We start from the raw sequence: 23960 nt of genomic DNA, 5'->3' as shown, positions 1-23960 counted from the left end.
TATGACACGCTCAATACTGGCGGATTAATAGAACGGATTATTCTCCGTTACGTGATCTCGTCGATCAACTCGAACCCGTTTTTGAATTGTACACGATTCTCGAACCCGTGGGCGTTGAGTGTCACGACGATCGCCTCGCCGGCGTCGATATCGGTCGTCACGATACAGATCTGACCGCTTTCCGATTCGAGCCGTTCAACCGCGACCGCAGCAAGCGCGGTGTCGGCCTTTTCGATCCGATCCTCGCTCCTGTTCGAGGATCGAGCGATATACGATCGAACGTCGTCCATCACTCGTGATACCGTGCCGTTCGTGTAATCGGGTTCGTCGGCGACCGCGACCCAACCCGCGTCGATAGCGCTGTTGATCGGAGTCTGACCCGGCGTACTTCGCTCCGGCGCACCACCGAGCTCGTCGTAAACCCGCTGCGGAACGACGAACGTGAGGTCGTTCCGTCGAGCAAAGCGTTCGAGAGCGGTGTACTTGTTGTTCTGCTGGCGACCACACGCGATGAACAACCCTGTATCTGCTATCCACGCCACCGAATCCTGTAACGGGTCGAAGGGCTCACTCATCGCTCTCGTAGTTAGCCTTCGACCGTCGGATTCTCGTTGGCGTCCCGAATCTCGTCAAAGTAGGGATCGATCGATTCCATATCGAGGACGACATCTCGCAGCGCCTGTAACACGGCAATTGCGAACGCGTGCTGAAGGTCGAGTTCCCGGGCTGCAACTCGCTCTGACATCTCTCCGTCGGCGTACGGGACCGCATACGTCAGGGCGGCAGCGAGCTTTCCGAGGCCGTATCTATCGATGAGGAGATTAAGGTCCTGATCTCGGGGCGATCGGCCGAACGCTTCGATGAGCGTCGGTGTGATTGTATACTCGTCTCCCCCGAGATTTGTTGAGAGAGTGATCGGAACTGCCGAATACGTGTGTGTTTTCTGGCCCTCATCTCGAGTGAGAACCTCCAGTTCAACGAGCGAGCCGGCATCCGAATACGCGGTCGTCCGGGGGATATCCAGTTCATTAACAATATCGTCGATAGTGACCTCATCTTCCCGGAGAACGAAGGTGTAGAGCCGCGCCAGTCGTGGTTCTTCCAGTAGTTGTGCTACTGACAATAGACCGTTGACGGCGCGTTCAGGGTCTCCAGCTGCCTTCGACATATAATTCATAATTTGTGTATTAAGTAATAGTGTTTGGGGTTACCGAATCGGACACCAGATTCCGGACATCCTGTACTGAGCGATTGGGGGTGTGAAACTATCAACTTCTGAGGATTTCAACAAAGCCGTTTCAACGGAACTCTCATTGGTCTTGCTCTCTTCCGCTATTCTTCCGACTCCCCTCTCCCGCCGCCCGGCGGACTGCTTAATACGCGCCGGCCGAACCCTTCGGCGTGGACGAACTCGTCGTGCGCACCGAGGTGTATGCCGATCCCGAGACCGTTTACGAGTTCCTGCTGGACTTTCGGGGCTACGCCCACTACTCTGAGTACCTCCGGGAGGTCCGGACGGTATCGGGTGACGGCGGTCCGGGTACCCGTTACGCGCTCACGTTCGCGTGGTGGAAGCTCACCTACACCGCCCACTCGGAGGTGACCGGCGTCGAGCCGCCCGAGCGGATCGACTGGGAGATCACGAAGGACATCGACGCGGGCGGGTGCTGGCGAGTGACGCCGAGCGAGGAGGCTGACGGGGACGCGGACGACGGATCGAGATGTGAGGTCTCCCTCGAGGTCGAGTTCGATCCGGGGTCGGCGAGCCCGGACGCGCTCGACCTCCCGCGGCTCGTCTCCTTCGACTGGGTGTTGAAGAAGGCGATCCCGCTCATCCGGGGCGAGGCCGAACGGGTGGTCGAGCGGGCGGTACGGGACTTGGAGGAGTCGACTCGGGACGTCGATCTCGAGGTGTACGTCGACTCCGACCGGATCTGAGTCGTCGCCGGCGCGGCTCGGCCCCCATCCTGATTCCCGAGTCGAAGGCCTTAATATACGCAACGGGGAACTGGTGGATGCGTACGAGGGCTCGTAGATCAGTGGTAGATCATCCCCCTGGCACGGGGAAGGCCCGGGGTTCAAATCCCCGCGAGTCCATTCCGACTCCTCCGTCGTACCGGGTTTTCACAAACACACAGTAGAAACGCTCTTCGGCGTACTCACGGGCAAATCGGGGGTCGCCGAAGTCCCATCTGAAAACATAGTTCTTGCCGACCCCGAAGGCGGGTCGACGCAGTCGGGCGATCGTCACTGATGTCGCCGATCGTCGGGATCTTCATCGCGAGGTCGATCGGGGTCCACGTCTCGCGGAACTCAGCGGCAGAATGAAATCACGCGGTGACTAACGGTACTGACATGTCCGAATTCGAGTCATCGAAAGAGAGTGCGCTTGCTGACCTGGAGTCGTTGGGTGCTAAAGACGAATTCATGTTGATTACCCGCACTTCCTCCGGCGAGTATTCATACAGGCACTACTCCGGCGACAGGTCTTTCGAAGTGTCTCATTCGACCCTCGGATCGGTTCCGATCCGGTACCTCTATGAGAACGCGGATGGCGACGACGTCACGTTGGACATGGCGGCCGAACAGGTCCTCAAAGGCGCACGACTACACGCCCAGGACATGGACGTGGAGTAACTGATCGCATCGATCAGTCGACGTTTCACGAACACCTCGATCCGAAACCGATCACGTACCGTCGAGGTTCCCGAGATCTCCTCAAAGTAGTCCGATGATCGAAACGCTCCAGTTCGTCACTGGAACGCATCTCACCGATGTATCAGTCCCAGTATCCGGTTGCGAACGTCATCGGCGGAGACGAACGTTTGGTCGTCACTCGAGGCAAGCACTCCATTGAGAGATCTCGTCCCGTCCCGTGTTTCGATATCGTAGTCGCCATAGGCCTCGACCAACTGGTTCGTCGTGGTCGGATATTCCTGGGTTTCGAGCCCAGCATCGAGTTCACCGAGCCGCCTATCGGGATCGCCGGCTACTGGCTCGTCTTCACGGTCGCGGTCACGTTCCTCCTCTCGCTTCCGGTCCGGCTGGCGTCCCCCTTCATCATCCGTGTTCTCGTCCAAACTCTGTCCGTCATCTGTCATATATCCTAATAGGAGATCGACTCGGATAACGGTGTGGTTGCTCCTGGGTATACTCCTGACCGTCACCGTCGAACGAGCGGACGCGTCCCGAGAACTGCCCGCTTCGAAGCCGGAGACGGAATATCAGACACCTAACTATAGGTCGCTTCCTCGTATCGGAGCCATGGACGCCGTCAATCCCGCGACGGGCGAGCGGGTCGACTCCTACGATGCGCACACGGAACACGAGGTCGACGACGCCCTCGAACGGGCGAGCGTCGACTTCGAGGACTGGCGCGAACGACCGATGCGCGACCGGGAACGGCTTCTGGAGTCCGTGGCCGATACCCTCCGGGAAAACGAGGGCGAGTACGCCGAGACGATGACTCGTGAGATGGGGAAACCGGTCGAGCAGGCGGTCGCGGAGGTCGAGAAGTGCGCGCTGTGCTGTGACCACTACGCCGAACACGCGAGCGCCTACCTGGGGGCCGACCACCACCCCAGTCCGCCGGGGTCGTCCGCGAAGACGGTCCACGAGCCGCTGGGGCCGGTACTGGCGGTCATGCCCTGGAACTTCCCGTTCTGGCAGGTGTTCCGGTTCGCCGCGCCGTCCCTCACGGCCGGCAACGTCGGACTGCTCAAACACGCGTCGAACGTGCCGGGGTGCGCGCTCGCGATCGAGTCGGTGTTCCGCGACGCGGGCTACCCCGAGGGCGTGTTCCAGTCGCTTCTGATCCCCTCCGAGCGCGTCGAACCCGTCCTCGCCGACGACCGCGTTCGAGCGGCGACGGTGACCGGGAGCGGTCCGGCGGGTCGAGCGGTCGCGGCGACCGCCGGCGACCACCTCAAGAAGACGGTCCTCGAACTCGGCGGGAGCGACCCGTTCGTCGTCCTCGACGACGCCGACGTCGCCGCCGCGGCCGAGACCGGCGCGTGGGCGCGCAACCAGAACGGCGGCCAGTCCTGTATCGCGGCCAAGCGGTTCGTCGTCCACACGGACGTCTACGACGAGTTCCTCCGTCGCTTCACTGACGAGTTCGAGTCGCTCGTCGTCGGTGACCCGATGGACGACGGAACCGACCTCGGCCCGCAGGCGCGGCCGGAGTTGCTGTCGGACCTCCACGACCAGGTCACGGCGAGCGTCGACGCGGGGGCGACGGTCGTCACCGGCGGCGAACCGCTCGACCGTGCGGGGGCGTTCTACCCGCCGACGATACTGACCGACGTGCCCGAGGGATGTCCGGTCGACAGCGAGGAGACGTTCGGTCCCGTCGCGGCGGTGTACGAGGTCGCCGACGAGTCGAGCGCGGTCGAACTCGCGAACGACACCGAGTTCGGGTTGGGTGCGAGCGTCTGGACCGAGGACCGCGACCGGGGCGAACGCGTCGCCGGCCGGATCGACGCGGGCTGCGTGTACGTCAACCAGCTCGTCAAGTCCGACCCGCGGGTCCCCTTCGGCGGCGTCAACGACTCGGGGTACGGCCGCGAGCTCGCCGGCGCCGGCATCCGCGAGTTCGTCAACCGCAAGACGGTGTGGGTGGAGTGATGAAGGTCGCCGACCTGCTCGTCGCCTGTCTCGAACGGGAGGGCGTCGAACGCGTCTACGGGCTGCCCGGCGAGGAGATGGAGGACCTGCTGTTCTCGTTGCGCGACTCGTCGGTCACGTTCGTCCCCGTCCGCCACGAACAGGGTGCGGCGTTCATGGCCGACGTCCACGGACGGCTCACGGGGGACGCGGGGGTCTGTCTCGCCACGCTCGGTCCCGGCGCGACGAACCTCCTGACCGGCGTCGCCGACGCCCACCTCGACAAGAGCCCGCTGGTGGCGATCACCGCACAGGGCGGGCTCGAGCGGCTCCACCAGGAGAGCCATCAGGCGATCGACGTCCTCCGGATGTTCGATCCCGTGACCAAGTGGAACACCCAGCTCGACAGCCCGGACATCGTCCACGAGTCGGTCAGGAAGGCGTTCAAGATCGCACAGTACGAGAAGCCCGGCGCCACGCACCTCGAACTCCCCGAGGACGTGGCGGCAGCGGAGACCGCGACGCGACCGATGGACCCCGGTGAGCGGGTGCCGTTCGCCGCACCCAACCCGGACACGCTCGATCGGGTGAAAGCGGCGCTCCGGGACGCGGACAGGCCGATACTCGTCGCCGGCAACGGCGCCGTCCGCACGCACGCCTCGACGCGGCTCAGGGAGTTCGTCGACGCCACCGACGTCCCGGTCGTGTCGACGTACATGGGGAAGGGCGCGGTCTCCGACGCGGACGAGCGCTCGCTGATGACGCTCGATTCGGGGTCGAACGACGAACCGACCCGGGCGATCGCGGCGTCCGACCTCGTCGTCACCGTCGGCTACGACATCGCCGAACACGACCCCGGCGCTTGGCACGGCGACGGAACCCCGCTCGTCCACGTCGACAGCGAACCCGCGGAGGTGTACGAGGCGTACGACCCCGACATCGAAGTCGTCGCGGACATCGAACGGACGCTCGGGTCCCTCCTCGACTGGTATCGCGACGAGGACCTCTCGTTCGACTCCGGCTGGTATCGGGAGTACCGCGATCGGATCGCCGCGGACGTCGACCGCGAGCTGACCGCCGACCCGCCGTTCACCGTCCGGTCGGTGCTTCCGGTGTTACGGGAGGTGATGGCGCCCGAAGACGTGCTCGTCTCGGACGTCGGCAGCCATAAGATGGCCATCGCGGCGAACTACCCGACCTACGAGCCCAACACGTGTCTCGTCTCGAACGGGTTCGCCTCGATGGGGATCGCCGTCCCGGGCGGTGTCGCGGCCGACCTCGCGGTCGACTCGAACGTCGTTGCGGCGACGGGTGACGGGGGATTCCTGATGAACGCCGCCGAGATCGAGACGGCGACGCGCATGGGCTGTTCGTTCACGATACTGCTGTTCACCGACGACGACTACGGACTCATCTCGGAGAAACAGGTCGCCCACACCGGCGACTCGTTCGGAACCGAGCTGACGAACCCCGATTTCGTCGCGTTCGCCGACAGCTTCGGGATCGAGAGCTATCGACCCACCTCGCTTTCGGAGCTCCGCACGGCGCTCCGGAGCGCCACACGAGACGAGATGTCGCTCGTCGAAGTGGCCGTCGAGTGAGATCCGCTACCGATGAGCGTGACGAGGACGTCAATGGACCTCCAAGCGTAGCTCCACGTCCGCGCCGCCGGCGAGCGCGGCCACGAGTTCTCGGTCGAGACCGGCGGCGGCCGTCTCGGCGTCGACCAGGATCGTCCGCTCGTCGTCGGTGTATTCGCTCGTCCGCCCGACCATCGACCGGTCGTCGACGAGGGCGAGACCGGGATCGCCACGGCCGACGATCGTCTCCGTGTGGGTCCCTCCGTCGCCCTCGACTGTGATCGTCGCCGTGACCGTCGCGTTCGGGTCCTGACACGCCTCCCGGAACTCCGCCGAGAAGTCCCGCGGCGTTCGGTCGGCATCGACCCCGACGATACAGTCGCCCGCGGGCGTAAGCCAGTCGTCGCCGGTGAACTCGAAGGTGCTGGCGTGTTTGGCGGTGACGTTCTCGTGGCCGCGCGCGTGGACGATCTCGACGAGCGATTCGTCCCCGCTTGGGTGGTCGTCCGGATCAGCGTCTTGCTCGGACTCGGCGTCGCTCATGCTCGTCGGGTCGGCGGCGGCGCGACAAGTGGCCGTCGCTTCGGGCGGCGGCGCGTCACGGCCTCCTCAAACGTCAGCGCCCTCGGCGAGCGCGGGGACGAGCCGGACCGGGTTCTTCGCGAAGACGCGTCGCATCAGGTCCTCGGAGACGTCGAGGGTCAACACCTCCATCACGCCGACGTTCGGGTGGACGTGGGGCGCGCCGGAGCCGAACACCACGCGGTCGGGGTGTTCCAACACCCCGCGTTCGAGGATCTCGCGGTAGCGCACGGCGCTCGTGTCGACGTAGAGCCGGTCGTACTCGCTGAGGAGGTCGAGCGTCCGGTTCATCAGGCCGGTGTCGAGCGGATAGCCACCGAAACCGGCGAGCACGACGGGGAAGTCGTAGCCGAGCAGTTCGCGCTCGACCGCGTCCGGGGGGAAGCGCTTCCCGCCGTGGACGAACACGGGGAGGTCGGCCGCCTCCAACCGCTCGAGCACGTCCGCGTTCGGCAGCCCGTCGTACGGCGGCACGAGCGTGAACCCGTGAAACCGGTCGTCGTAGGAGTACTGCTCGACGTCGTCGGGGCGGGCGTGGTGGTCGTCTCGCTCGGCTCTGAGGTTCCGGACGGTGGAGACGGGACCGCTCCCGGGGTCACGCGGGCCGTTGAGCCGGGCGAACGCGACGAACGGCCGGTCGACGGAGAGCCGCGCGACGGCGTTGTTGGCGCGGAGGTAGCTCCGACCGGAGGCGCGGCGGCCGGGGCTCGCGACCGCCCGGACGATCCCCGCCTGGTGCATCTCGCGTTCGAGGCGCTCGGGCGTGATGTCCCGGCCGTGTGCGGCGACGGAGGCCTCGTCCGGGTCCAGCGAGGCGTGGGTGTCGACGATCCGGAAGTCGTGTTCCAACCCGAGCATTCGCGTGTGTATCCCACGCGTGTCGCATGTGCCTGTCGGTCGCAGACGAGATCGGTGTTCGAGCGCTATCCCGTTCCCTTCGGGCGATCTCGTCTGGATCAGAGCGATACGTATATATAGAACCGCTGACCGAATATCCGCGACGTATGGCATCCCGTACTCACCAACCCCTGTACGTGCTCTCGGAGGACAGCGAACGAACGCGCGGCCGCGCCGCGCAGGAGTCCAACGTCGCCGCGGGGAAGGCCGTCGCCGAGGCCGTCCGCACGACGCTCGGGCCCCGCGGGATGGACAAGATGCTCGTCGACTCGACGGGCACCGTCGTCGTCACCAACGACGGCGCGACGATCCTCGATCGGATGGACATCGATCACCCCGCGGCCCAGATGATCGTCGAGGTGGCGGAATCACAGGAGGAGTCCGTGGGTGACGGGACTACCACCGCGGCCGTGCTCCTCGGCGAACTGCTCTCGCGGGCGGAGAGCTTGCTCGAGGACGACCTCCATCCGACCGTGATCGTCGAGGGATACGCCGAGGCTGCCCGACTGGCCGGCGAGGCGATCGACGAGCAGCTGGTCGACGTCGATGAGGAAGCGGAACTCCTCGCGTCGGTCGCGGAGTCGTCGATGACCGGCAAGGGGACCGGCGACGTCGCCGCCCGCGACCTGGCCGAGCTCGTCGTCGAGGCGGTCGAGGGTATCGCGACGGAGGACGGTGTCGACCGCGATTCGATTCACGTCCACCCGCGTACCGGCGCCGGCTCCTCCGCGACCGAGCTCGTCGACGGGGTCGTCATCGAGGAGGAATCCGTCCACGACGGGATGCCCCGAACCGTGGAGGACGCGTCCGTCGCGGTCCTCGAGACGAAACTCGAGGTGCGTCAGGGCGACGTCGACGCGGAGTACACGATCTCCTCGGTCGACGGGCTCAACGCGGCGCTAAAAGCGGAGGACGACGAGCTCCGCGGCTACGCGGACGCCCTCTCGGAGGCGGGCGTCGACGTCCTCGTCTGTCGGAAGGCGATCGACGACCGCGTGGCCGGTCTCCTCGCCGACGCCGGGGTCCTCGCGTTCGAGAGCGTGAGCTCCTCCGACGCGACCGATGTCGCCCGTGTGACTGGCGCGAAGCGACTCGGAACTCTTGAAGACATCGAGAAGGCCGATCTCGGCCACGCCGAATCGGTCTCGATCGAGAGTGACGGCGACGACCTCGTCTTCGTCCGGGGCGGCGACGCGAGCCGCGCGGTGACCCTCCTCGTCCGCGGCTCGACCGAGCACGTCGTCGACGAGCTCGAGCGCGCGGTGTCCGACGCGGTCGACGCCGTCGTCGCCGCCCGCGAGAGCGGGACCGTCCCCGGAGCCGGCGCGGCCGAGATCGCGATCGCCGCGCACCTCCGCGGGGCGGCGGCGTCGGTCGAGGGCCGCAAACAGCTCGCGATCGAGGTGTTCGCGGACGCCGTCGACGCGCTCCCGCGCACGCTGGCGGAGAACGCCGGCGCGGACCCGATCGACACCCTCGTCGACCTCCGGGCGACCCACGACCGAGAGGGCCGGGCGGGCGTCATCGCCGACGGGCGGACCGCTCGCGTCGGCGACCCGCTCGAGGAGGGGATCGTCGACCCCGCCGCGGTGAAACGCGAGGCGGTCGATTCCGCCGCCGAGGCGGCGACGATGATACTCCGGATCGACGACGTGATCTCCGCGGAGTAGGACGACCGACCGTCCCCGTTCAGGGTCCCGCCGTCGAGACGATCTTCACCACGTCGCCCTCCGAGAGGGCGTGGTCCTCGCCGATCCGGCGGTTCGATCGGGCATCGACCGCGTGGAGGTACCCCTCGCCGATGTCGGAGTGGACCGCGTACGCGAGGTCCGGCGGGGTGGCCCCGTCGGGCAGCAGGAACGCGTCGGGGAGGACGTTTCCGGTCCCGTCGGTCCACTTCCCGGCGTCCTGGACCGGGTAGACCGTGATCCGGTCGAGCAGGTCGTAGACGGCCGCGTTCAACGCGGTCTGGACGCCGGTCCCGCCGAACCGCTCCATCACCTCGCCGATCGCCTCGAGCCCGGCGCGCTGCTCGTCGGAGACGTCGCCGGTCACCTCGAAGTCGGTATCGCCGGGATCGTAATCCACCGCGCCCGCCTCCGCGGCCCGCCGGAGCGCGAGCTCGCCGTCGGCCGTCGCCGGGACGACCGGCTTGTCGGTCGCCTCGCGGAGCCGGTCGAGGTTCTCGGGCGGCGCGATGTCCGCCTTGTTCGCGACGACGACCATCGGTTTCGTCCGCCGGCGGATCTCGCGGGCCAACGCCTCGCGGTCCGCGTCGCTCCAGCGTTTCGGGTCGTCGGGATACTTCAACCCACGGAGCACCGCTGCCACGTCAGCTTCCGTCGCGCCCACCCCGGTGAGCATCTCGGTGAGCGTCTCGTCGAGGTCGAAGTCCGGTGCGCGCGACTTCCGCTCGACGCCCTCCCAGTTGTCGGCGATCACGCCGGCGAGCCAGAGGTCCATCTCCTCCTCGATGAAGTCGACGTCCGCCACCGGGTCGTGGCTGCCGACCTCGACGGGCTCGCCCTCGCGGTTCGTGCCGCCGGAGGCGTCGACGACGTTCAACACGACGTCCGCGTTCGTCAACTCGTCGAGGAACTGGTTCCCGAGTCCCTTCCCCTCGTGTGCGCCGGGGACGAGCCCCGCCACGTCGAGGAGTTCGACCGGGACGTATCGCGTCCCGTCGTGGCAGCGCTCGTTCCCGCAGCGCTCCTCGCGGGCGAGACAGGGGCACTCGGTTCGGACGGCCGTCACCCCGCGGTTGGCGTCGATCGTCGTGAACGGGTAGTTCGCGACGTCGACGTCGGCCATCGTCGCGGCGGTGTAGAAGGTGGACTTGCCGGCGTTCGGCTTCCCCGCCAGAGCGACCGTGATCATACGCGAGGGTCGCGGCCGCGTAAAAAGCGCCTTTCGGTCGGTCGCTTCGAGATCCCATCTGTCCTCATCGACACCTGATTCGGTTCTCTGTCGCGGTGGCGCGCCCGGGAGCGGGCCTTCGGCCCGCGACCGGCCCGCGACCGGCCCGCGAGGGACGCGACGACCGAAGGGAGTCGCAGCGAGGCGCTACGCGCCTCTGGCAGCCGGACGTAGTCCGGCGACGAGGCTGGGGAGGCATGAGGTGCGGTCGCGGGGTGGGGTGGGACTCAAAGGGGCAGTCGTGAGGACGATGGCGGCCGAAGTAAGCACTGGACGGAGCGAACGAAGTGAGCGACTGAAGCGCGCAGCGAGTCGCGCGAGTCGTGCGAGGGCGACCGGAGGGAGCCCTCGACTGGCGAACGGCGAAGCCGTGAGCCCTCACGACTGGGGCTTTGCTGGTGTTCACCGAGACCCTGTGTCTCGATTCGGACGGTCCCGGCTGGGGCTCCGAAAGCTAAAACCGCGTCAGCAACGACACACGAATCCGGTCTATTCGCTACTTCCGAGCGACGATCCGGAGCACGTCCTCGTCGGCGAGCTCGTGGCCCTTCCCGACCTGCTGGTCGTCGTGTTTCGCGCTCGGACCGGACACGCGCGCGAACTTGAACCGCTCGTCGAACTCGCCGCCGATCTTCTCACAGGCGTCGCCGACGGTGTCGCCCTCGAAGAGTATCAGCGGTTCCTCGTAGTCGACGCCGCGTCCGGGCTTGTCCATGTAGATCCGAATGAGCCCGAGCTCCTCCCAGAGCCGTTCTTTGAGCCCGTCGAGTCCGAGCTCCTCCTCGGCGGAGATGAAGAGCACGTCGTCCGGATCGAGACCGCGCTCGCGAAGCTCCCCCTTGACGGTCGGCAGGTAGTCCTTGTCGATGAGGTCGGCCTTGTTCACCGAGACCATCGACGGGAGATAGACCCGGTTGTCCATCACGGCGTCGACGAGCTCGTCGATCGTGAGGTCGTGTGGGATCGTCACCTTGGCGTTGACGTAGCCGTACTCGCGGAGCACCTGCTTGACGGTGTCCTCGTCGAGGCTCACGTCGTCGCTCATCGTCACCCCGATCCCGTCCTTGTGGGTCTTCCGGATGTTGATGTTCGGCGGCTCCGCGTCGATCCGGATGTTGGTCGCGTACAGCTCCTCGCTCAGCCGGTCGTACTGTTCGATCTCGAACACCGAGAGCATGAACACCACCAGGTCCGCGGTCCGGACGACCGACAGCACCTCCTTGCCGCCCCCGCGACCGCCCGCCGCTCCCTCGATCAGTCCCGGCACGTCGAGGATCTGGATGTTCGCGCCGCGATACTTCAGCATGCCCGGGTTGACGTCGAGGGTCGTGAACTCGTAGGAGCCGACCTCGCTGTCGGCGTTGGTGAGGGCGTTGATCAGCGTGGACTTGCCCACGCTCGGGAACCCGACGAGCGCGACGGTGGCGTCGCCGTGCTTCTCGACGGCGTAGCCGTGGCCGCCGCCGGCGGAGGACTGGTTCTCCAGTTTCTCCTTTTTCTCCGCGAGCTTCGCCTTCAGCCGCCCGATGTGTGCCTCGGTGGACTTGTTGTAGGGCGTCTCGGCGATCTCCTCGCGGAGTTCCTCTATCTCTGCTTCCAGTCCCATCGGTACTACCTCGGCCGCTCGACTCGTTAAAAGTGTTCCTTCGGCAGCCGGCGGGACGCGTGGGCCGCCGTCGGTTTCCCCCGGCAGCCACGACCGGACACGTTACCGGAGAGACATTTCGACACGGTTATCCGGAAGTCGGCCCTCGCGGCACACGACGAATGCCAGACGCCTCGACGTTCCGTGATAGCACGCAGATCCTGGTCCCCGCCTGCGCGCTCGACGGACTCCGCGACGGGCTCGAAGAGCGGTTCACTCTGACGATCATCGAGGCTGACGGTCGATGCCGGATCATCGGAAGCCCGATCGAGATCAAGAACGCGAGCGCGTATCTCTGCCGTAACGGCGTCTCGCTCGCGTAGGGTCCGTACTCCCGGAGAACGCGGTCGGTCTTGGAGAACGTGATCGTCCCCGGCCTCCACCCCCTCCTCCGCCGCTAGCCGACCACGCCGACGAGCAGTTGGACCGCGATCAACACGAGAAAGACCAGTCCAGCCGCGAACGACCCGGCGGCGACGCCGTGTGCGTTTCCGAGTCCCCGTCCGCGCACGCCGAAGTACGCCCCGAGGAAGACGAAGCCGGTGACGAGCAGTCCGACGACGGCGTACAGCGCGCTGAGGAGCGAGCCAGAGAAGCCCTCGACGAACGCGAAGTTCCCGACCGAGAGGACGACGAGTGCGCCGACACCCAGCGTGACGACGACGAACGCGACGGACCACACCGCCGGGGTCCGAACGATCCCACCGAGCTGCCGGGTGAGCGCGGTATACGTGTCTTCCGTCTCGTCGGCTCCCGGCGCGCGCTGTCCGCCGATCCGAGCGGCGGCGACGAACGTGGCCAGGACGAGCAGGCCCATCAACGCCGTACTCAAGAGGGTAAGCGAAACCATGATTTCCTCGTTACTACTCGGTCCGGACGCGTGTACAAATAGCCTTCGTATGCGCCCCCTCGGGCCGCGCGGACGCCGGCGTACACAAGAGCTAAGTGCGCCATCACCAAGGGAACGATAAGAGCTGAGAGACGAACATGATAGACCCAATAACCCTACAACAAGGGACCGACTGGCGGGCACAAGCGGAGGTGTTCGACGAGATCTTCTTCGTCTTCCTCACGCTGGGGACGGTCATCGGTATCATCGTGGTCTCGTACACGTTGTGGAACGTCTACAAGTATCGCGACGACGGCAGCGAGGCGCCGGAGGACTTCGACGCGCCGGTCGTCGGCGAGCTGCCCACCGGCCAGGGCGGCCCGAAGGCGAAGAAACTCTTCCTCTCGTTCGGACTGAGCGCGATCGTCGTCATCAGTCTCGTCGTGTACGCGTACGGACTGCTCCTCTACGTCGAGGACGGTCCCGACACGGGTGACGAGGGCGACATCGAGATCACAGTCGAGGGATACCAGTTCGGCTGGGAGTACTTCTACCCCAACGGCCACTCGGAGATGAACGAACTGGTCGTCCCCGCGGACCAGCGGATCGACTTGAAGATAACCTCACGGGACGTGTGGCATAACTTCGGGTCCTCGGACTTACGGATAAAGTCCGACGCCATCCCCGGTGAGACCAGCGAGACCTGGTTCACCGTGAGTTCCGAGGAGGTCCAAGAGCAGGGCGGCGAGGCGACGTACCTCGTCGAGTGCTTCGAACTGTGTGGCTCCGGCCACTCGGCGATGAAAGGCCAGATAACGGTCATCCCACAGGACGAATGGGAGGAGTGGTACGCGGGAACCGAGGGTGACTCCGAGGGAGCCAACAGCTCCAACGTCGAGAGCGACCTCGGTACCCCGAGCGTTACTGGGTCGGCCGTCGGAGGTGTCTCCGCATGAGCGAGCTTCCGCCGACGACCTCCGTCCGTCGCTGGCTGGTCACGACGAACCACAAGGACATCGGGATCCTGTACATGATCACGGCGCTGTTCTTCCTGCTTTTCGGCGGGGTTCTGGCGCTGCTGATCCGCGTCCAGCTGTGGGACCCGGCGAACCAGGTCCTCTCCGGGCTGGCGTACAACGAGGCGGTCACCGCTCACGGCCTCATAATGGTGTTCTGGTTCCTCTCGCCGTTCGGATTCGGGTTCGCGAACTACTTCGTCCCGCTCCAGATCGGGGCTGACGACCTCGCGTTCCCGCGGTTGAACGCGCTCTCCTACTGGATGTACCTGCTCTCCGGGGTCCTCCTCGGGATCAGCTTCTTCCAGGGCGGTACCCTCAGCGCCGGCTGGACGATGTACGCGCCGCTCAACGTCCCGATGTACACGCCGAGCATTGGGTCGACCGGCGCGGTCCTCGCGTTGGCGATGTTCGTCATCGGCATCACCGCCTCGACGGTGAACTTCCTCACCTCCATCCACCACTCGCGTGCGGAGGGGATGGGCATCATGGACATGCCGATGTTCACGTGGTCGATGCTCGCGACGGTCTGGATGATGCTTTTCGCCTTCGCCGCGCTGCTCGCAGTCGGACTCATTCTCGCGTCCGACCGCGTGCTCGGCAGCGTCTACTTCTCGGCGACCGAGGGCGGCTCCTTGCTGTGGGGACACCTCTTCTGGTTCTTCGGACACCCAGAGGTGTACATCGTCTTCTTCCCGGCGCTCGGCGTCATGCTCGAGTTGTTCCAGACGTTCTCCGGCCGCCGGCTCGTCGGGCGGAAGTGGGTCATCATCGCCATCTGTCTGATCTCCGTTCAGTCGTTCCTCGTGTGGATGCACCACATGTTCCTGACGACGATCAACCTCGAGATCAAGACGCTGATGATGGCGACCACCATCGGGATCTCACTCCCGTTCGACCTGGTCGTCTTCTCGCTCATCTACACGCTGATGAAGGGCCGCATCCAGTTCACGACGCCCTTCCTGTTCGCGTTCGGCGCGCTGTTGCTGTTCATCGTCGGGGGCATCACCGGCGTCTTCCTCGGCGCGATCGTCCTCGACTACGAGTTCCGCGGCACCTACTGGGTGGTCGCACACTTCCACTACGTGATGTTCGGCGGGGCGACCGCGCTGTTCGGCGGGGCCTACTACTGGTTCCCGAAGATGACGGGGAAGATGTACGACGAGTTCCTCGGCAAGGTCCACTTCGTCGTCTTCTTCATCGGCTTCAACGCCGTCTACGCCTCGATGTTCATCGGCTGGGAGACGCCCCGCCGGGTGTTCGAGTACAACCCCGAGTTCCAGATCTTCCACCAGATCGGGACGATCGGCGCGTTCCTGCTCGGGTTCTCCTTCTTCATCATGTTCTACAACTTCCTGAAGTCCTTCGTCTCGGGTCCCGACGCGGGCGAGAACCCCTGGGACTACTCACGGACGGCCGAGTGGGCGATCCCCTCGCCGCCGCCGATAGAGAACTGGCCGAACCGTCCCTCCTACGCCTCCGGGAAACTGGAGTTCGTGAAGGACTACGTCCCGGACGGGGGCCCGGCGGTGAAAGCCGACGAGAACGGCAACGCCGCCACCGACGGCGGAGACAGCCACGCGGACCACATCCGCGAGTACGCACACTGGGACAAACACCCCAGCCACGCGAGCATCTGGCCGTTCGCGCTCTCGTTCGCGACGCTCATCATGTTCCTGGGACTCTCCGGGTTCAACGACTCGATCTCGATCGGGGCGGCCGACTCGCTGGCGACGACGCCGGTGACGATCAGCAACCCGATCTATCCGGTCTTGACCGTCATCGGGCTGCTCGGGCTCGTGTACTCCGGCGTGAAGTGGGGCTTCGAGGACTTCTATGCGCCCCCCGCCGAGTTCGCCGAGCGCTGGCCGTTCAACGGCGTCGAGAAGGTGAAACTGGGGATGTGGTTCTTCCTCGCCTCCGACGTGATCGTCTTCGGCGCGTTCATCTCCGCGGCCGTGTTCATCCGGTACAACGCCGGCTGGCAGGAGTGGTCGCCGCTGACCGAGTCGCTGCCGGGGCTCATCAACACGTTCGTGTTGTTGACCTCCTCGTTCACGGTGATCCTCGCGCTGGTGGCGGCACACCGCAAGAGCCGCAAGGGACTGCTCGCGTCGCTGGGTGCGACGATCGGCCTCGGGCTGACGTTCCTCGCGATCAAGATGTGGGAGTGGCACCACGAGATCTACGACGTCGGCGTCACGATCTCGGAGAACTCCCACGGTGACCCGGTCCAGGCGTCGATCTACTACGTCACGACGGGTCTCCACGGCGTCCACGTGGTCGGCGGGCTGTTGATCGCCGGGTTCCTGTTCTACCGGGCGTACCACGGGGCGTACTTGGAGGACGAGCGGCCGGTCGAGTACTTCGGGCTCTACTGGCACTTCGTCGACATCGTCTGGGTGTTCCTCTTCCCGCTGTTCTACCTCTTCTGAGGTACGCGGGTCTTTCTTTGACATCGAGACGGCTGTTTTCGGGAAAAGTGGGAGCGATGGCCTCAGACGCTCCCGAGACCCCAACCTCTTTTGGAGGCCGCCATGTATATCATAAATTATCATGTGAAATAAAATCCCCTGTACTGAACGAGAGATCGAGTGGCTTACCGACGGAACCGTCGAAGACAGCGGGGCGGCTTTTTCCCTCCAGGTTTTTCGACTGGAGCCACGGACGAGAACCGACGGATCACTCCGCCGACTCCGCCGGCGGGTCGCTCTGAAGCCGCCGGGCGACGACAGTGAAGACCCCGAGCCCGAGCAGGTAGAGCCGCCACCCGCGTCCCGCGACCGGGAAGCGCCGGTCTATCGTCTCCGCCCCTTCGAGGGTTTCCGGGTCGTCCGGTTCGACCGGGTTGTTCACGTGGACCGACTGCGTGGTCCCCGTGCTGCCGGCGTCGACCCGGCGATCGCCTGTCTCCGGGTTGAGATCGATATCGACGAACGTCTGAACGAGGCCGTCGGCCGAGGACCACAGCAGTTCGCCCTCCAGCCGGAAGAACGAGTCGTGAAGCGGCCACAGGACGTTCACACCATCGAGGTGCGCCCAGTCGAGCGAGACATGCGCGAAGAGGTGGACGAACAGCGCGACCCACGCGATCCGGACGCCGCGGTCGGCGACGCGTTCGCGGATGGCGGACTCCTCGCGGATCCGGGTGTCGTAGTAGATCAGGAACGCGGCCGCGGCCGGGAACACGAAGTTGTGGCCGACGGTCCGGTGTGCGCCGGACATGATCGGCCCCAGAAAGGAGTCAGCCTCGGGAAGGAGAACCACCGCGAGGACGACGGCGAGCGCCCGGCGGTCGTACGAGCCCTTCAACAGTCCCGCCGCAAGCACCAACGCGAACCCGGCGTGGACGATGGAGGAGACCATCTATCGGCTCGCCTCCGTCGCGGAGTCCTCCGCCGTGTCCCCGGTCCTCACGCGCGCCCACGGTCGGAACCGGATCGCGATCGACGCGAGCGCGCTCGCAACGACGACGGCCTGCCAGCCGGCATCGACGACGACGAACTCACGTTCGCTCCCGAGCGCGAGGTCGGGGCGGCCGTCGGGATTCACCCACGTCGAGATCGAGTGCGTCTCCGTCGTTCCGAGGCTCTCGAATGGGAGGACGCCCGGACCCTCGGCGGTCGCCGAGACGAAGGTCTGGACGATCCCGTCCTGCGTCGAGAACAGCAGGAGGCCGTCGACGACGTAGTACGCGTCCTCGAGAGGGTACAGGAGGTTCGCTCCCGGCGTGCCGAACAGATCCGGAGCGACTCCGGCGGCCGTGAACCCCGCAAGCGCGACCCACGCGGTCCGTACGCCCCGCCAGCCGTAGCGTTCGCGGAGGGCGGACCGCTCGCTGAGCGCCGTGTCCCAGTAGAGGAGTCCCACGAGCACGAGCGGGATCCAGACGTTGTGGAGGAGCGTGTTCGTCGCACCCGTGACCACGAGGCTCGCGACCGCGTCGAGGTTCGGCAGGACGGCGGCCGCGACGACGACGGCGACCGTTCGGCCGTCAAACGCCGGCCCGAGAAGCGCCGCCGCGAGGAGCGCACCGAGCGCGGCGTTGAGAAGGGTCGGTGCCATTACCGGTTCCTTCGGTCCTGCGATGATAAGCGCTCTGGCGGGCGAGAGCGCGCGTTGGGTTCGGGTCCCGACACACGCCGACAAAAGGTATTCCGCCCTCGCTCTCGAACCCGCACGTGATGAAGGTTGGACTCCTCTCGGACGTCCACGCGAACCTGCCCGCACTGGAGGCGGTCCTCGAGGACATGCCGCCGGTCGAGACGGTCGTCTGTGCCGGCGACGTGGTCGGCTACAACCCGTGGCCCGCCGAGTGTCTCGATCGCGTCCGCGAGGTCGCTGCGGCGTGCGTCCGGGGGAACCACGATCGAACCGTCGAGACGCCCGAACGATATCGTGCCAACCGGATGGCCGAAGCGGGCTTGGAACACGCGAAACGCGAACTCTCGGCGGAGCAACTGGCGTGGCTCCGCGACCTGCCGCGAGCGACGCGGTTCGTGGACGGACGGTACCTGCTCGCCCATTCGCATCCGGCACCGGAACGCGAGGACGCATATGTCTATCCCGAGGAGTTTCCGGCGCTCGACCGACGACTCGACGAGATCGCTGACGAGGATCCCGACCGTCCACTCGCCGGGCTCGTGCTCGGCCACACCCACGTCCAGGGGGCCCGGTCGGTCGACGGCCGGCTGGTCGTCAACCCCGGTAGCGTCGGGCAGCCGCGCGACGGCGACCCCGACGCCGCATACGCGGTGCTCGATACCGACGCCGGCGAGGTCGACCTCAGGCGGGTCGGATACGACGTCGACCGCGTCGCCGAGGCGGTCGAACGTGAGGGACTGCCCGAGCGCACCGCGACGCGACTGGCTCGTGGCGAGTGATGGAGGGAACAGGGAGAGAACCGATCGACCGGTCAGGGCCAGTAGCCCGCGACGAGAAGCAGGTTTCGGACGGCCGCGAGAAGGGAGATCGCGCCGACGCCGGCACACATCACCGTGGCCACGAGCCGGCGGCTCCCGCCCGCGACCGCGACGGGAACGCCGATGACGACCATCCCGACCGCCTTCGTGAGGAGCATTCCGCGGAGCGGGCCGAGCCACGTGATGAACGTCCGGCCGACGGGCGAGCCCTCCACGAACTCGCCGGTCGAGATCGCGAGGTACGTCGACCACACGTCTGCGACGGTGCCGACGACGAGGAGGACGAGCGCGGCGACGAGGCGTCCAGACACGACCGGGAGCACGCGCCCGGCGCGCATAAACTCCCTGACTGCCCGTGATCCCTGTCGGTTCCCGTTGCCCGCGGCTGGCCGATCGCCGCGCACACCTCATGGGCATTTAACCCGATCCGATTCGTATGACCGTCAATGAGTGCTTCCGACGAGCAGCGGTACGATGTCGCGGTCGTGGGCGGCGGTCCGGCCGGACTGACGACGGCGCTGTACGGCGCGCGACTCGGCCACGAGACGGTGCTTATCGACCGAGGCGGCGGCCGCGCGGCGATGATGGCCGACACGCACAACGTGATCGGCGTCACGGAGGAGACCTCCGGCAACGAGTTCCTCGCGACCGCTCGCGAGCAGGTGGCCTCCTACGGCGGCGACTTCGAACGCGGGTTCGTCGAGTCGGTCGAGCACACCGACGACGGCCGGTTCCGCCTCGTCGCCGGCGACGACGAGTTCACCGCGAAGCGAGTGGTCCTCGCCACGGGCTTCTCGGATAAGCGACCGGACCCGCCACTGCCGCGAACCGGCAAGGGCCTCCACTACTGTCTCCACTGTGACGCGTACATGTTCGTCGACGAGCCGGTGTACGTGATGGGCCACGGCGAGGCGGCCGCCCACGTCGCGATGATCATGCTCAACGTCACCGACGACGTGGACCTCTTGACCCGCGGCGAGGAGTCGACGTGGAGCGACGAGACCGCCGCCCAACTCGAGGCACACCCGATCGAGGTGATACACGAGGAGGTCGCGGGCGTCGAGAACGATCCGGATTCGGGGTGGCTCGAAGCCCTCGAGTTCGAGGACGGCACCCGCCGGGAGTACCGCGGCGGCTTCCCGATGTACGGCTCCGACTACAACACCGCCCTCGCGGAGTCGCTCGGCTGTGAGCTGACCGACGACGGTCGGATCGGCGTCGACGACCACGGGCGCACGAGCATCGACGGCGTCTTCGCGGTCGGCGACGTGACCCCCGGCCACAACCAGATCCCGGTGGCGATGGGACAGGGCGCGAAGGCCGGCCTCGCGATTCACAAGGAGATCCGCGAGTTCCCGCGCTCCAAGGAGGCCATCGCGCGCGACGGGCCGGTGAGCGACGACGAGGTGCCCGCGATCTCCCCCGAACTCCTGGCGACCGCGGTCGCCCACGAGGGACACGCCGGCGGGCCGCGAGAGTCGCCGGCGGCGGAGCCGGAGGCGGCCGCGGACGACGACTGAGACGGATCGGTCGCCCGGTCCTCACGGCTTCCCGACCGAGTCGACGAGCCGATCGACGAACGGCGATGGCGACCCTTTTTGATCCGCCGTGATCGACCGTCCGTATGGGCACCCTCGACGCGGACTTCTCCGGCGAGACGGTCGTGGTCACGGGCGGATCGAGCGGGATCGGCCGTGCGGTCGCGACCGGATTCGGCGACGCGGGAGCGACCGTGATCAACGCCGACGTCCGGGAAGCGCCGAAGGACACCGACGCCGCCATTCCCACGCACGAGGCCATCGAGGAACGTGGGGGAACCGCCGTCTTCGTCGAGACGGACGTCTCCGAGCCGAGCCGGATCGCGTCGGTGATCGAGGCGGCCCGCGAGTTCGGCGGCGTCGACGTGATGGTGAACAACGCGGGCGTTCACCGCAGCCTCGAGTTCCTCGACGTCACTCCCGAGGACTTCGACGCCGTCCACGGCGTCAATCTTAGAGGTACGTTCTTCGGCACACAACTGGCCGCGCGGGACATGATCGAGCGCGGCGTCGAGGGGACGATCGTGAACACGTCCTCGACGACGGCCGAACGCGCGGAGTGGAACCACTCCCACTATGCGGCCACGAAGGGCGGCGTCCAGATGCTCACCCGAAGCGCGGCGCTCGAACTCGACCGACACGGGATCCGAGTGAACGCGGTCGCTCCGGGACCGATCGCCACCGAGATCCGGGAGGGCTGGTCCGGAGAGGCGAGAGACACCGTCAAGGGATCCGACGGACTCCCGTCTCGAGCCGGCGTTCCCGAAGACCTGCGTGACGCGTACCTCTACCTCGCTTCCGAGGGCGCGAGCTACGTGACCGGCGAGACGGTGTGGGTCGACGGGGGAGCGAGTCTGTAGGCTGTTGCGAGAGGAATATCTGGCGGCTGACGAGATCGACTGAGAAATGCGCCGGCCGGGATTTGAACCCGGGCCATGAGCTTGGAAGGCTCAGGTCCTACCACTAGACCACCGGCGCGCGTTTGTTTGAATTCGGTGCCGGAATAAGGAGTTTACCCTTTGGCGTCGTCGATGTCGATCCCTGCGTACCTACGAGTTCAGTAATCGACAGACTCTACTTCGCTTTTAACCAATTCGTATTTAAGCGAAACGCTCTTCGACGTACCATTCAAACAACGGGGTATGAGCACCTCCGATCGTCCGCCAAGCGATCTAGAATCGGTTCGAGAGCAGCTCAGCGTCGTCACACAGGAGACTCGGTTCGCGCTGATCCAGGACATCCTCGGCCATCCGTCGGGACTCCCGACCCTGAAGGAACTCGATTACGTCAACCCGAGTAAGAGCCGGACGACGATCCGCCAGCACCTCCAGCAGCTCGTCGATGCCGGTATCGCCGAGGAAGTGTTTCTACCGGAGGACGAACGGCGGAACGACATGCCCTACAAGTTCTACGGCATCAGTGACGCTGGTCGGGAGTTCCTCGACGATCACATGCTCCTTCGAGCACGGGAGACGCTTCGAGAAATCTACGAGCGAATAGAGAAGACCGACGATATCAAGCGATACGAGACCGCTCAGCGGCCCGAGCGCTAAGTTCTCCGATTACACTACTCGGATCCGAAACCACCACGAACGATCGACGGGTCGCGTTGGGGTTCGACCGAAGTGATCACCCGTTGACTTCGACGATCTCGCGTTCTCACCCCCTCGGAACGCTTCCCGTCGAGCGGGACTCGTCGCCGGAGTATAACTCGGATCCGACGCAACGTCCACACGTGAGGTGACGCCCATGTCATATCAAACGGGGAATCCCCTGACGACCGACGTCGAGTTCGCGCTGGACGGCCCGTGGACGGCCTATTGGGTCGCGTTCCTGCGCGTCGTCACCGGCTGGTGGTTCTTCCACGCCGGCGTGACGAAACTCATCGAGGACGGGCTGGCCTACACGTACGGCCCGGCATACATGTCGGAGATGACCGGCACGGCGCTCGGACCCATCCCGGTCTGGATGGGGAACAACCTCGCGTGGCTCATCGAGCCCGGCGTCCCGCTGTTCGAGACGCTGATCGGGCTCGCGCTCATGGCCGGCGCGGTCACCCGGCTCGCCGCGTTCGGCGGGGCCATATTCATGGTCCTGTTCTGGATCGGCAACGCCGGCTTCGGCAACGGCCTCGTCAACGGCGACCTGATGGGTCTGCTGTTGTTCGTGACCGTGATCGTGTTGGCGGCCGGCCGGTACTACGGCCTCGACGCGGTCCTCGAGCGCACCGAGTTCGTCGAACGACACCCGAAGCTCCGGTACCTGCTCGGTTGAGAGGTGACATCCAATGAACGACCCGGACATCATCGACAGGGCGGCGATGGCACTGAGCGCCGGACTGATGCTGTTGGGCACCGTCGTGCTCGGCGTGGTCGAGATCCTCGCCGGCCAACCCTACAGCCCGGTCCAGATAACCAACGACGCGGGCGAGGTCGTCGCGACCCCGCTCATCGACCCGACGCTCCGGACGGGGCTCGTCCTCGCCGGCATCGCGGTGCTCGGCCTGTACGCGGCCTACAGGCTCGTGACGCCGATGCCGGAGGAGACGGCCGCCCGGAAGGAAGTGGCGGCCGACTGAGCCGAGGTCGGCCCGGACGTTCGATCTCGTTTTCCACGCACTCTGAACGACCGGCATGGACGACCGTCCCGACCGATCACCTCGGGTGACCATCCCGGACGACCACCTCGGACGATCACCTCAGACGCCGTCGCCCGTCTCCGGCGCGCGAACGGTCCCGTAGCAGTTCCCGCTCGAGACGTCGACGTCGACAGCGACGAGGTCGCTCTCCGCGAGGTCTCCGGTGAACTCCTCGGGATCGTAGACGTGGTAGTAGCGGGGGACCGTCTCGCCGCCGGGAAGCGTCCAGTCGACGGTCGTGTCGAACCCCTCCTCGCGGTCGAACCGGTCGTGGGCCGTGCTCCACGCACTCACCAGCCCGACGCCGCCCGGCCGGAGGACCCGCGCGAGCTCGTTCAGGCTCCGGAGCCGCGCGGCTCGCGGCGAGAGGTGATGGATCGTGGCGACGTACACCGCGAGGTCGACCGTGTTCGTCGCGATCGGGAGGGCCACAGCATCACCGTGGATGAACGCCGCCCGGTCGGCGAACCCTCGGTCGTGAGCGCGCCGGATCGCCTCCCGGAGCAGCTCCCGGCTGAGATCGACGCCGACCGCACTCCGCGCGCGCTCGGCCAACGGCTCCGTGTGCCGTCCGTTCCCGCAACCGACGTCGAGCGCGCGGTCGCCGGTTCGTCCCTCGAGGAAGGACTCGACCTCCGGCCAGGCGTACTCCCGCGTCTTCGAGAAGTGCCCGGCGATCCGGTCGTACGTCGACTGCGGGTCCATACTCGTCGATCGCGGGCGACGACCATAGGTGCGGTGACCTCGGCTCGGAGGGGTCGGTCGGTCTCGTTCCCGGTTCCGGTCACAGTT

The 23960-nt window shown here is 66.1% G+C and carries 26 protein-coding genes and 2 tRNA genes; 15 read left to right on the top strand and 13 right to left on the bottom strand.

What is annotated here, in order from left to right; genetic code table 11:
* Nucleotides 1-47 precede the first annotated feature (47 nt).
* On the bottom strand, nt 48-575 hold the full coding sequence (locus tag F3H10_RS05175; RefSeq protein WP_149783770.1) for a hypothetical protein: 528 nt from the start codon (nt 573-575) through the stop codon (nt 48-50).
* Nucleotides 576-586: 11 nt separating this feature from the next.
* The gene (locus tag F3H10_RS05170) at nt 587-1168 is read right to left on the bottom strand and encodes a DUF7437 domain-containing protein (protein WP_188127866.1); all 582 of its coding nucleotides are present in this window, start codon (nt 1166-1168) and stop codon (nt 587-589) included.
* 233 nt (nt 1169-1401) lie between these two features.
* Here F3H10_RS05170 and F3H10_RS05165 point away from each other — a divergent pair, with 233 nt between their 5' ends.
* The 3 genes from F3H10_RS05165 to F3H10_RS05155 all read left to right on the top strand — a co-directional run bounded on the left by F3H10_RS05165 (nt 1402) and on the right by F3H10_RS05155 (nt 2637).
* Nucleotides 1402-1938, top strand: a complete 537-nt coding sequence (locus F3H10_RS05165; protein ID WP_149783768.1) for an SRPBCC family protein — start codon at nt 1402-1404, stop codon at nt 1936-1938.
* 87 nt (nt 1939-2025) lie between these two features.
* Nucleotides 2026-2097: transfer RNA gene (locus F3H10_RS05160), tRNA-Ala, on the top strand.
* 258 nt (nt 2098-2355) lie between these two features.
* On the top strand, nt 2356-2637 hold the full coding sequence (locus tag F3H10_RS05155; RefSeq protein WP_149783767.1) for a hypothetical protein: 282 nt from the start codon (nt 2356-2358) through the stop codon (nt 2635-2637).
* A 131-nt stretch (nt 2638-2768) separates the two neighbouring features.
* Here the strand turns inward: F3H10_RS05155 and F3H10_RS05150 are convergent, their stop codons facing one another.
* Complete coding sequence (locus tag F3H10_RS05150) at nt 2769-3101, bottom strand: DUF5789 family protein (RefSeq protein WP_149783766.1); 333 nt, start codon at nt 3099-3101, stop codon at nt 2769-2771.
* A gap of 163 nt (nt 3102-3264) precedes the next feature.
* On the opposite strand from F3H10_RS05150, the gene F3H10_RS05145 reads away from it, so the two are divergent.
* Complete coding sequence (locus F3H10_RS05145) at nt 3265-4626, top strand: NAD-dependent succinate-semialdehyde dehydrogenase (protein WP_149783765.1); 1362 nt, start codon at nt 3265-3267, stop codon at nt 4624-4626.
* Entirely contained in the window at nt 4626-6206 is a 1581-nt protein-coding gene (locus F3H10_RS05140) for an acetolactate synthase large subunit (RefSeq protein ID WP_149783764.1), read from the top strand. Before F3H10_RS05145 ends, F3H10_RS05140 begins: the two co-directional genes overlap by 1 nt.
* Before the next feature lie 30 nt (nt 6207-6236).
* On the opposite strand, the gene F3H10_RS05135 is transcribed toward F3H10_RS05140, so the two are convergent.
* Both F3H10_RS05135 and F3H10_RS05130 read right to left on the bottom strand, forming a co-directional pair.
* A complete protein-coding gene (locus F3H10_RS05135; protein WP_149783763.1) occupies nt 6237-6728 on the bottom strand; it encodes a DUF371 domain-containing protein in 492 nt (163 codons plus the stop codon).
* A 66-nt stretch (nt 6729-6794) separates the two neighbouring features.
* Entirely contained in the window at nt 6795-7625 is an 831-nt protein-coding gene (locus F3H10_RS05130; RefSeq protein WP_149783762.1) for an amidohydrolase family protein, read from the bottom strand.
* Nucleotides 7626-7771: 146 nt separating this feature from the next.
* Between F3H10_RS05130 and thsA the strand changes: the two genes are divergently transcribed.
* Nucleotides 7772-9334 carry a thermosome subunit alpha gene (thsA, locus tag F3H10_RS05125; RefSeq protein ID WP_149783761.1) on the top strand — a complete coding sequence of 521 codons (1563 nt, stop codon included), beginning with the start codon at nt 7772-7774 and terminating at the stop codon, nt 9332-9334.
* A 19-nt stretch (nt 9335-9353) separates the two neighbouring features.
* Here the strand turns inward: thsA and F3H10_RS05120 are convergent, their stop codons facing one another.
* Together F3H10_RS05120 and F3H10_RS05115 are read right to left on the bottom strand one after the other, a co-directional pair.
* Complete coding sequence (locus F3H10_RS05120) at nt 9354-10541, bottom strand: redox-regulated ATPase YchF (RefSeq protein ID WP_149783760.1); 1188 nt, start codon at nt 10539-10541, stop codon at nt 9354-9356.
* Nucleotides 10542-11076: 535 nt separating this feature from the next.
* Nucleotides 11077-12186: an OBG GTPase family GTP-binding protein gene (locus F3H10_RS05115; protein ID WP_149783759.1), complete on the bottom strand. Its 1110-nt coding sequence runs from the start codon at nt 12184-12186 to the stop codon at nt 11077-11079.
* 161 nt (nt 12187-12347) lie between these two features.
* Here F3H10_RS05115 and F3H10_RS05110 point away from each other — a divergent pair, with 161 nt between their 5' ends.
* Nucleotides 12348-12548: a VNG_1110C family protein gene (locus F3H10_RS05110; protein WP_149783758.1), complete on the top strand. Its 201-nt coding sequence runs from the start codon at nt 12348-12350 to the stop codon at nt 12546-12548.
* Nucleotides 12549-12622: 74 nt separating this feature from the next.
* Here F3H10_RS05110 and F3H10_RS05105 read toward each other — a convergent pair whose 3' ends face one another.
* Nucleotides 12623-13042: a hypothetical protein gene (locus F3H10_RS05105; protein ID WP_223174201.1), complete on the bottom strand. Its 420-nt coding sequence runs from the start codon at nt 13040-13042 to the stop codon at nt 12623-12625.
* A 170-nt stretch (nt 13043-13212) separates the two neighbouring features.
* Between F3H10_RS05105 and coxB the strand changes: the two genes are divergently transcribed.
* Nucleotides 13213-14010, top strand: coding sequence for a cytochrome c oxidase subunit II (gene coxB, locus F3H10_RS05100; protein ID WP_149783756.1), 798 nt, complete (start codon nt 13213-13215; stop codon nt 14008-14010).
* Nucleotides 14007-16505: a cbb3-type cytochrome c oxidase subunit I gene (locus F3H10_RS05095; RefSeq protein ID WP_149783755.1), complete on the top strand. Its 2499-nt coding sequence runs from the start codon at nt 14007-14009 to the stop codon at nt 16503-16505. The genes coxB and F3H10_RS05095 overlap by 4 nt, the downstream gene beginning before the upstream one ends.
* Nucleotides 16506-16752: 247 nt before the next feature.
* On the opposite strand, the gene F3H10_RS05090 is transcribed toward F3H10_RS05095, so the two are convergent.
* On the bottom strand, nt 16753-17436 hold the full coding sequence (locus tag F3H10_RS05090; protein ID WP_149783754.1) for a metal-dependent hydrolase: 684 nt from the start codon (nt 17434-17436) through the stop codon (nt 16753-16755).
* Complete coding sequence (locus F3H10_RS05085) at nt 17437-18135, bottom strand: hypothetical protein (protein ID WP_149783753.1); 699 nt, start codon at nt 18133-18135, stop codon at nt 17437-17439.
* Nucleotides 18136-18254: 119 nt separating this feature from the next.
* On the opposite strand from F3H10_RS05085, the gene F3H10_RS05080 reads away from it, so the two are divergent.
* Nucleotides 18255-18953 carry a metallophosphoesterase family protein gene (locus tag F3H10_RS05080; RefSeq protein ID WP_149783752.1) on the top strand — a complete coding sequence of 233 codons (699 nt, stop codon included), beginning with the start codon at nt 18255-18257 and terminating at the stop codon, nt 18951-18953.
* A gap of 32 nt (nt 18954-18985) precedes the next feature.
* Here F3H10_RS05080 and F3H10_RS05075 read toward each other — a convergent pair whose 3' ends face one another.
* Complete coding sequence (locus F3H10_RS05075) at nt 18986-19303, bottom strand: hypothetical protein (RefSeq protein ID WP_149783751.1); 318 nt, start codon at nt 19301-19303, stop codon at nt 18986-18988.
* A gap of 135 nt (nt 19304-19438) precedes the next feature.
* Here F3H10_RS05075 and F3H10_RS05070 point away from each other — a divergent pair, with 135 nt between their 5' ends.
* Both F3H10_RS05070 and F3H10_RS05065 read left to right on the top strand, forming a co-directional pair.
* Nucleotides 19439-20512, top strand: coding sequence for an NAD(P)/FAD-dependent oxidoreductase (locus tag F3H10_RS05070; protein WP_149783750.1), 1074 nt, complete (start codon nt 19439-19441; stop codon nt 20510-20512).
* 104 nt (nt 20513-20616) lie between these two features.
* Nucleotides 20617-21390, top strand: a complete 774-nt coding sequence (locus F3H10_RS05065; protein ID WP_149783749.1) for an SDR family NAD(P)-dependent oxidoreductase — start codon at nt 20617-20619, stop codon at nt 21388-21390.
* A 47-nt stretch (nt 21391-21437) separates the two neighbouring features.
* Here F3H10_RS05065 and F3H10_RS05060 read toward each other — a convergent pair.
* Nucleotides 21438-21508, bottom strand: a tRNA-Gly gene (locus tag F3H10_RS05060).
* Nucleotides 21509-21672: 164 nt separating this feature from the next.
* Here F3H10_RS05060 and F3H10_RS05055 point away from each other — a divergent pair.
* The 3 genes from F3H10_RS05055 to F3H10_RS05045 all read left to right on the top strand — a co-directional run bounded on the left by F3H10_RS05055 (nt 21673) and on the right by F3H10_RS05045 (nt 23108).
* Complete coding sequence (locus F3H10_RS05055; protein ID WP_149783748.1) at nt 21673-22083, top strand: helix-turn-helix domain-containing protein; 411 nt, start codon at nt 21673-21675, stop codon at nt 22081-22083.
* Between the two features lie 196 nt (nt 22084-22279).
* Nucleotides 22280-22804 carry a DoxX family protein gene (locus tag F3H10_RS05050; RefSeq protein WP_149783747.1) on the top strand — a complete coding sequence of 175 codons (525 nt, stop codon included), beginning with the start codon at nt 22280-22282 and terminating at the stop codon, nt 22802-22804.
* Between the two features lie 13 nt (nt 22805-22817).
* Nucleotides 22818-23108 carry a hypothetical protein gene (locus tag F3H10_RS05045; RefSeq protein WP_149783746.1) on the top strand — a complete coding sequence of 97 codons (291 nt, stop codon included), beginning with the start codon at nt 22818-22820 and terminating at the stop codon, nt 23106-23108.
* A 120-nt stretch (nt 23109-23228) separates the two neighbouring features.
* On the opposite strand, the gene F3H10_RS05040 is transcribed toward F3H10_RS05045, so the two are convergent.
* Complete coding sequence (locus tag F3H10_RS05040) at nt 23229-23873, bottom strand: class I SAM-dependent methyltransferase (RefSeq protein ID WP_149783745.1); 645 nt, start codon at nt 23871-23873, stop codon at nt 23229-23231.
* Nucleotides 23874-23960: the final 87 nt, after the last annotated feature.

This window comes from Halorubrum aquaticum (genome assembly GCF_900113615.1).
Taxonomy (GTDB): Archaea; Halobacteriota; Halobacteria; order Halobacteriales; family Haloferacaceae; genus Halorubrum; species Halorubrum aquaticum.
This window is presented reverse-complemented; position numbering and strand designations above follow the sequence as displayed.